The sequence below is a fragment of the Mesorhizobium sp. M5C.F.Ca.IN.020.32.2.1 genome, assembly GCF_004023105.1.
Lineage (GTDB): Bacteria > Pseudomonadota > Alphaproteobacteria > Rhizobiales > Rhizobiaceae > Mesorhizobium > Mesorhizobium wenxiniae.
The window spans coordinates 1-4,662 of record NZ_RZSX01000509.1 but is presented as its reverse complement, the minus strand read 5'-3'; the positions used below and the strand labels follow the sequence as shown (position 1 = coordinate 4,662).

Annotated in this window: 4 protein-coding genes; 2 read left to right on the top strand and 2 right to left on the bottom strand. The window is 58.6% G+C overall.

Annotated elements, in window-relative coordinates; translation table 11 throughout:
* Positions 1–299 precede the first annotated feature (299 nt).
* A complete protein-coding gene (locus tag EOA86_RS22985; protein WP_128343737.1) occupies positions 300–1,337 on the bottom strand; it encodes a C45 family peptidase in 1,038 nt (345 codons plus the stop codon).
* Positions 1,338–1,595: 258 nt separating this feature from the next.
* Positions 1,596–2,525, bottom strand: a complete 930-nt coding sequence (locus EOA86_RS22980) for a LysR substrate-binding domain-containing protein (protein ID WP_128343735.1) — start codon at positions 2,523–2,525, stop codon at positions 1,596–1,598.
* A gap of 235 nt (positions 2,526–2,760) precedes the next feature.
* Here EOA86_RS22980 and EOA86_RS22975 point away from each other — a divergent pair, with 235 nt between their 5' ends.
* Together EOA86_RS22975 and EOA86_RS22970 are read left to right on the top strand one after the other, a co-directional pair.
* Positions 2,761–4,125, top strand: coding sequence for a M24 family metallopeptidase (locus EOA86_RS22975; protein WP_206630105.1), 1,365 nt, complete (start codon positions 2,761–2,763; stop codon positions 4,123–4,125).
* A 76-nt stretch (positions 4,126–4,201) separates the two neighbouring features.
* Positions 4,202–4,662, top strand: a 461-nt coding sequence (locus EOA86_RS22970; RefSeq protein ID WP_164891918.1) for an FAD-dependent oxidoreductase, incomplete at its 3' end; no start/stop codon positions are given.

Here is a 4,662-nt window from a genome sequence, read left to right as displayed (position 1 = left end):
TTCTTGACGTCGGTGAGAACGATCACGTCAAGCTTGTCCGCAATCATTTCGCGGCGGATGTTGCTCAGTCGAGCCGCAAGTTCGTCCGCCGGGACATCTGGGGCAGGGGGTAAAGACAAACCGGTGAGCTTGGATTGAGTATCGCCGGATTTCGGCTTGGGTTCCATTTTGTCGGTCCTCGACGAAGCTAGATGGGTGGCCAGGTTGATCGGGACCTCCATCGGCTGAGGCCTTGTGATAAGAGGCTGGGCGCAACGCTCGCGATGTCGTGCAAACAAGCGGCCCAGGTCCGATACGAATTAAGACGTCGGAACTGCGATCCTGCGGTAGGCATTCAGCGACGGTCTGCCCGCCGCCAGATGGATTTCTCCACGGGCGCAGTCCATCACGACTGAAAATGCCGTCTGAGTTGGTTCGTCCGCTGATGCGGTCTTGCAAACGGAGTTGGGCGCGCCAGATTCATCGCGCAACACCCGCATTGCTCCGTCTACGCTCAACGCTTCGCGCGCAATCGCTGCCTGAAGGGATCTAAGCCGTGCAGAAGAGGATGGATAGTGCTTGCTGAGGGCCCTTGTATTCTCTTCGCCGGTCGTGACGGGCAACAACGCATTGTTCGTGTGTACATAAACGTCTGCCGGCGGCAAGAAATTCGCCCCGCTCACGGCCGAAATTTCCACGTTCGCAACATCGCCATTGCGGTCAGCGAAAAGATGGGATTTACCACCGATATGCGTCAGCGACGCCAACATGCTGCGGGCAGATTTGACGTCCGGCATGTCCATGACGAGCCGGCGAACGGCCTGGCTTGTTATTCCGTCCTGTGACTCGTTCAGGAGGATGTCGTTATTGACGAGCGCAAGCCCATGACTGTTCATTCCCACATTGCAAAGGCCGCCAAAAGACGTGACAACCGCGAATTTGAACCCCTTATGAGAAAAATGCAGAAAAAGTGCGAGATCAACGTCCTTGGCGGGCATACCATCCCAATTTTGAGCAGCAACTGCTCCGGTGTCTGTCTTGAACGCGAGCGCACTGCATCCAGTATCACCATATAGGTTGAACAGTTCCGGACCACTACGCAACACAAGGTCATTCAGCGGACGGCCGCATCCCTCAGCGATTCCTTTGATCTCTTCAGCAACGTCAGGAGCATGCGAAAGCATTTCCTCGTACGCCGCGCTGGCACGTGTGCGAGCGTCGCAGACTTTGTTCACCGAAAGGGCAGCCAGATCGCGATCAAGTATGGCGCTGATCTCTTTCCGGAACCGGGATCCGTGAGCAAGGCCTCTCTCATAAGGAGAACCGACCAGCACAACGATTGGCATTTCCGCGTTCATTTTCGATCCCTGAATCGCAGCTCATGGCGAAGTTCAACGTCACCGTTGCATTCCAGATTTCGCACGTCCAATCGAATTTGCGTGGGTTGTCATGCCTAAACGTGATGTGTTGGATGGGACTCGCGCGGCTCATCCGACGCCAGGGATGCCGGAACAAAACGCTCGTAGCCCGGCGGTCCCGATTAGCGGGCACCACTTTCTCTGCAGCGAAATGAATGCGCGACGCCGTTGCCGGACATTTCGACGGCCGGCGCTTCGTTAGTGGCCGGGCGCCCCAGGATGTTGGGCGTCCCTCAGGCAGGCAACCTCTTCCTGTAGCGCCTTTATCGTTTTCGTAACGAAGGCAAACGGCTCCTTCTTGGCCGGAAGCACATAAGCGAACTCGTATGAAACCGCCGGCCTGAGCGGCTTGACGACTACGCCATTCGCCTTCGCATCTTCGGCGCTGAACGGATCGACGACCGCGATCCCCATCCCGGCGCCGATCATGGCGCAGGCCACGGTGCTTTGTGACGTTTGCGCGATGGTGTTCGGAGCCACCCCATGCTCCGCAAATAGCGCATCCACGCGAAGGTGCATGAGGCTGGGAGAGATGGCGATGAACGCTTGGCCAGTAAAATCCTTGGGCTCGAGAAATGGTCGGTGCCGGAGCGGATGGTCGTGAGGTATCGCGACGACGTGCTGCATTGTTTCTAGCGCCACGACGGAGACCAGCGGATGTTCGGGGACTGAAATGGCGACGCCGAAGTCGCACTTCTCATTGACCACGTAGTCGATGACGTTCGGGGAGGCCAGGCTGTAGACAGATGGTCGGCAGTCCGGCACCTGCTTCCGAAGACGCGACACGAAGCGAGGCAGAAATCCGTTGCCGAACGCAGGGAACGCCGCAATGCGAATGGTCTGGGTAGGCTCCTGCCGAAGTTCGATGGCCAGCTGCATGAGCCGGTCGAGGCCAGTGAAGAGTCGTTCCACTTCAGAGAACATGACGCTGGCCTCGCGGGTGGGAACGATGCCCGAACCGGCGCGCTCAAACAATCTGAGACCAAGCGTCGCCTCGAACTCCTTTATGAGCCGGCTGACGGCGGGTTGGGTGAGATGCAGCATGGACGCTGCGCGCGTGATGCCGCCGGTGAGCATCACCGCTCTGAAGGCGGCGACCTGCTTCGGACTGATGGTCGGCATGCGCATCCCCTTGTTCGGTCAACCCGTGCGGCCTTGGTCCTTCAATACATCAGGTTTTTGCATGAAATGCGACCTGTTGTTGAATTTGATATACCGGGAACGCCGGCGCGGCGATAACGAGATCGGAGCCAGCGGGTCCTCCCGAGGGCCTCCGATATCCTCATCATTGGGGACGGGCGATTTTAGCGGCTGCAAATGGAACGGCGTTCCCGAGGGGGGCTGCGTCTCATAATGTTCTGGCATGAAACCCATTGATAATTCGATTGGATCAGAAAAAACGCGCCCAATACTATTTGGTCAGCGGCGGGAACAGCTCGGCAAGGCAATGGGCCTGGCCGCCAGACTTCCCTTATCGAAGGATCGAGCCATGCAAACGAAGCACCTGTCCAGCAATCCGGCGACCGGGCTGGTCCCCAGAGTTCTGCCGCCGTCTCCAGATGTTCCGGCGGACGAACTCGCCGCTCGCCTGAAGAGCATTCGCCGGGAGATGAACGCCGACGGGTTCGACGTGATCGTTATTTCGGACGTGAAAAATATTCAGTACTTCACGGACTTTCGGTCTAACTCATACTATTACAACTCGCGGCCGTTCTTTGCGCTGATAACCGCCGAAGACCTTATGCTTTTTGGGGGCACTTACGAGCGAGCCTATGTGGAGTGGAAGGAACGGTCATTTTCCGCAGCCTACTATGCGGGCTATATCGATGATGCGGTGAAGCTCATTGCAGACACGGTGCGGGACCTGTTCAAGGGCAAAGCACCAAGGGTGGGCGTCGACTACGGTGAAGAGATGTCAGGCCGGGCCTCTCTCTTCCTTGTCGATGCGTTGCGCGATGTGTCGGCGCGGGGCGATTTGAAGAGCGCCACAGCCACTTTGTGGCGTGTGCGCCAAATCAAGACGCCGTTTGAAGCTGAGTTGAAACGCACTGCCTTTGCCATCTGCAACGAGGCCTTCGACCAAACGATCGCTCAGGCCCGAATTGGCATCACCGAATACGAGCTGTGGCGGATGATGCAGGCGCAGACTTTCCTGAATGGCGCAGAGAGCGGTGACCCCTTTCCGCTCCCGGTTATTTTCGGCAAGGGTGATTTCACATATGGGCGCCCCCCGAGCGCGAGGCGCCTGGAAGAAGGCCATTACGTCTGGGCCGATTTCCGGGCGACCTACGGTGGCTATTCGGCGGATCGCAATCGGATCGCGCGCGCCGGGAAGCCCAAGGCCTGGGAACTGGAAACGTACAAGGCCGTGCGTGACGTTACGCATGAGTGGTGCCATCTCGTCCGTCCAGGAATGACTGCCGCCGACCTCTACAACGAGGGCAATAAGCTGTGGGGCCCGGTGAATGTTGGCAACAAGTTCAGCTTGCACACCCCGGGGGCGATCGGCGTTCGCATCGGACACGGCAGCGGACTGGACCTTGTCGAGACGCCTGCATTGGGGCCAGACGATCGTACGGCGATCCGTCCTGGAATGATCCTGCACATCGAGCCCAAGCTGGAGCGAGACGGGGCAGTCTTCCAGTGTGAGGAAGTGTTCTATGTTCTCGAAGGCGGCATCGATTTCCTGGCGCCCCTGACTCCGGAAACGCTGCCGACTATCCGGTGACCGACGTTCTTTATCAAAGCGATCAGGTGTTCGACGCATCTGGTTGCCATCACGCAATGCATGAGGGCCGTCGGGGATGAAACTCGAATTCGATCTGGCGATCGTAGGTGGCGGCATTGTTGGCTCCGCGGTCGGGTATGGACTGGCGAAGGCGGGAAAGCGCGTCATCATCATCGACGGCGCGGATCACGCGCTGCGCGCCTCGCGAACCAATGGCGGCCTGGTGTGGGTCCAGGGCAAGGGCGCCAATTTTCCTGCCTATCAACGCCTCACGCGACAAAGCGCCGACATGTGGGCGGGACTGGCCGCCGAATTGCGGGAACTCACCAATATCGACATGGAGTACCGCCGCAGCGGCGGCATGATCTTCTGCCTTTCGGCGGACCAGCTCGAGACTCAGCGGGCTACGGCGGAAAAAATGGCGCGCGCCCATCCCGATTATCAGTTCGAGATATGCGACCGTACGCGCTTCGAAAAAATGCTGCCCGGCATTCGGCTGGGGCCGAAAGTTTGCGGCGGCCTGTTCAGCCCCATGGA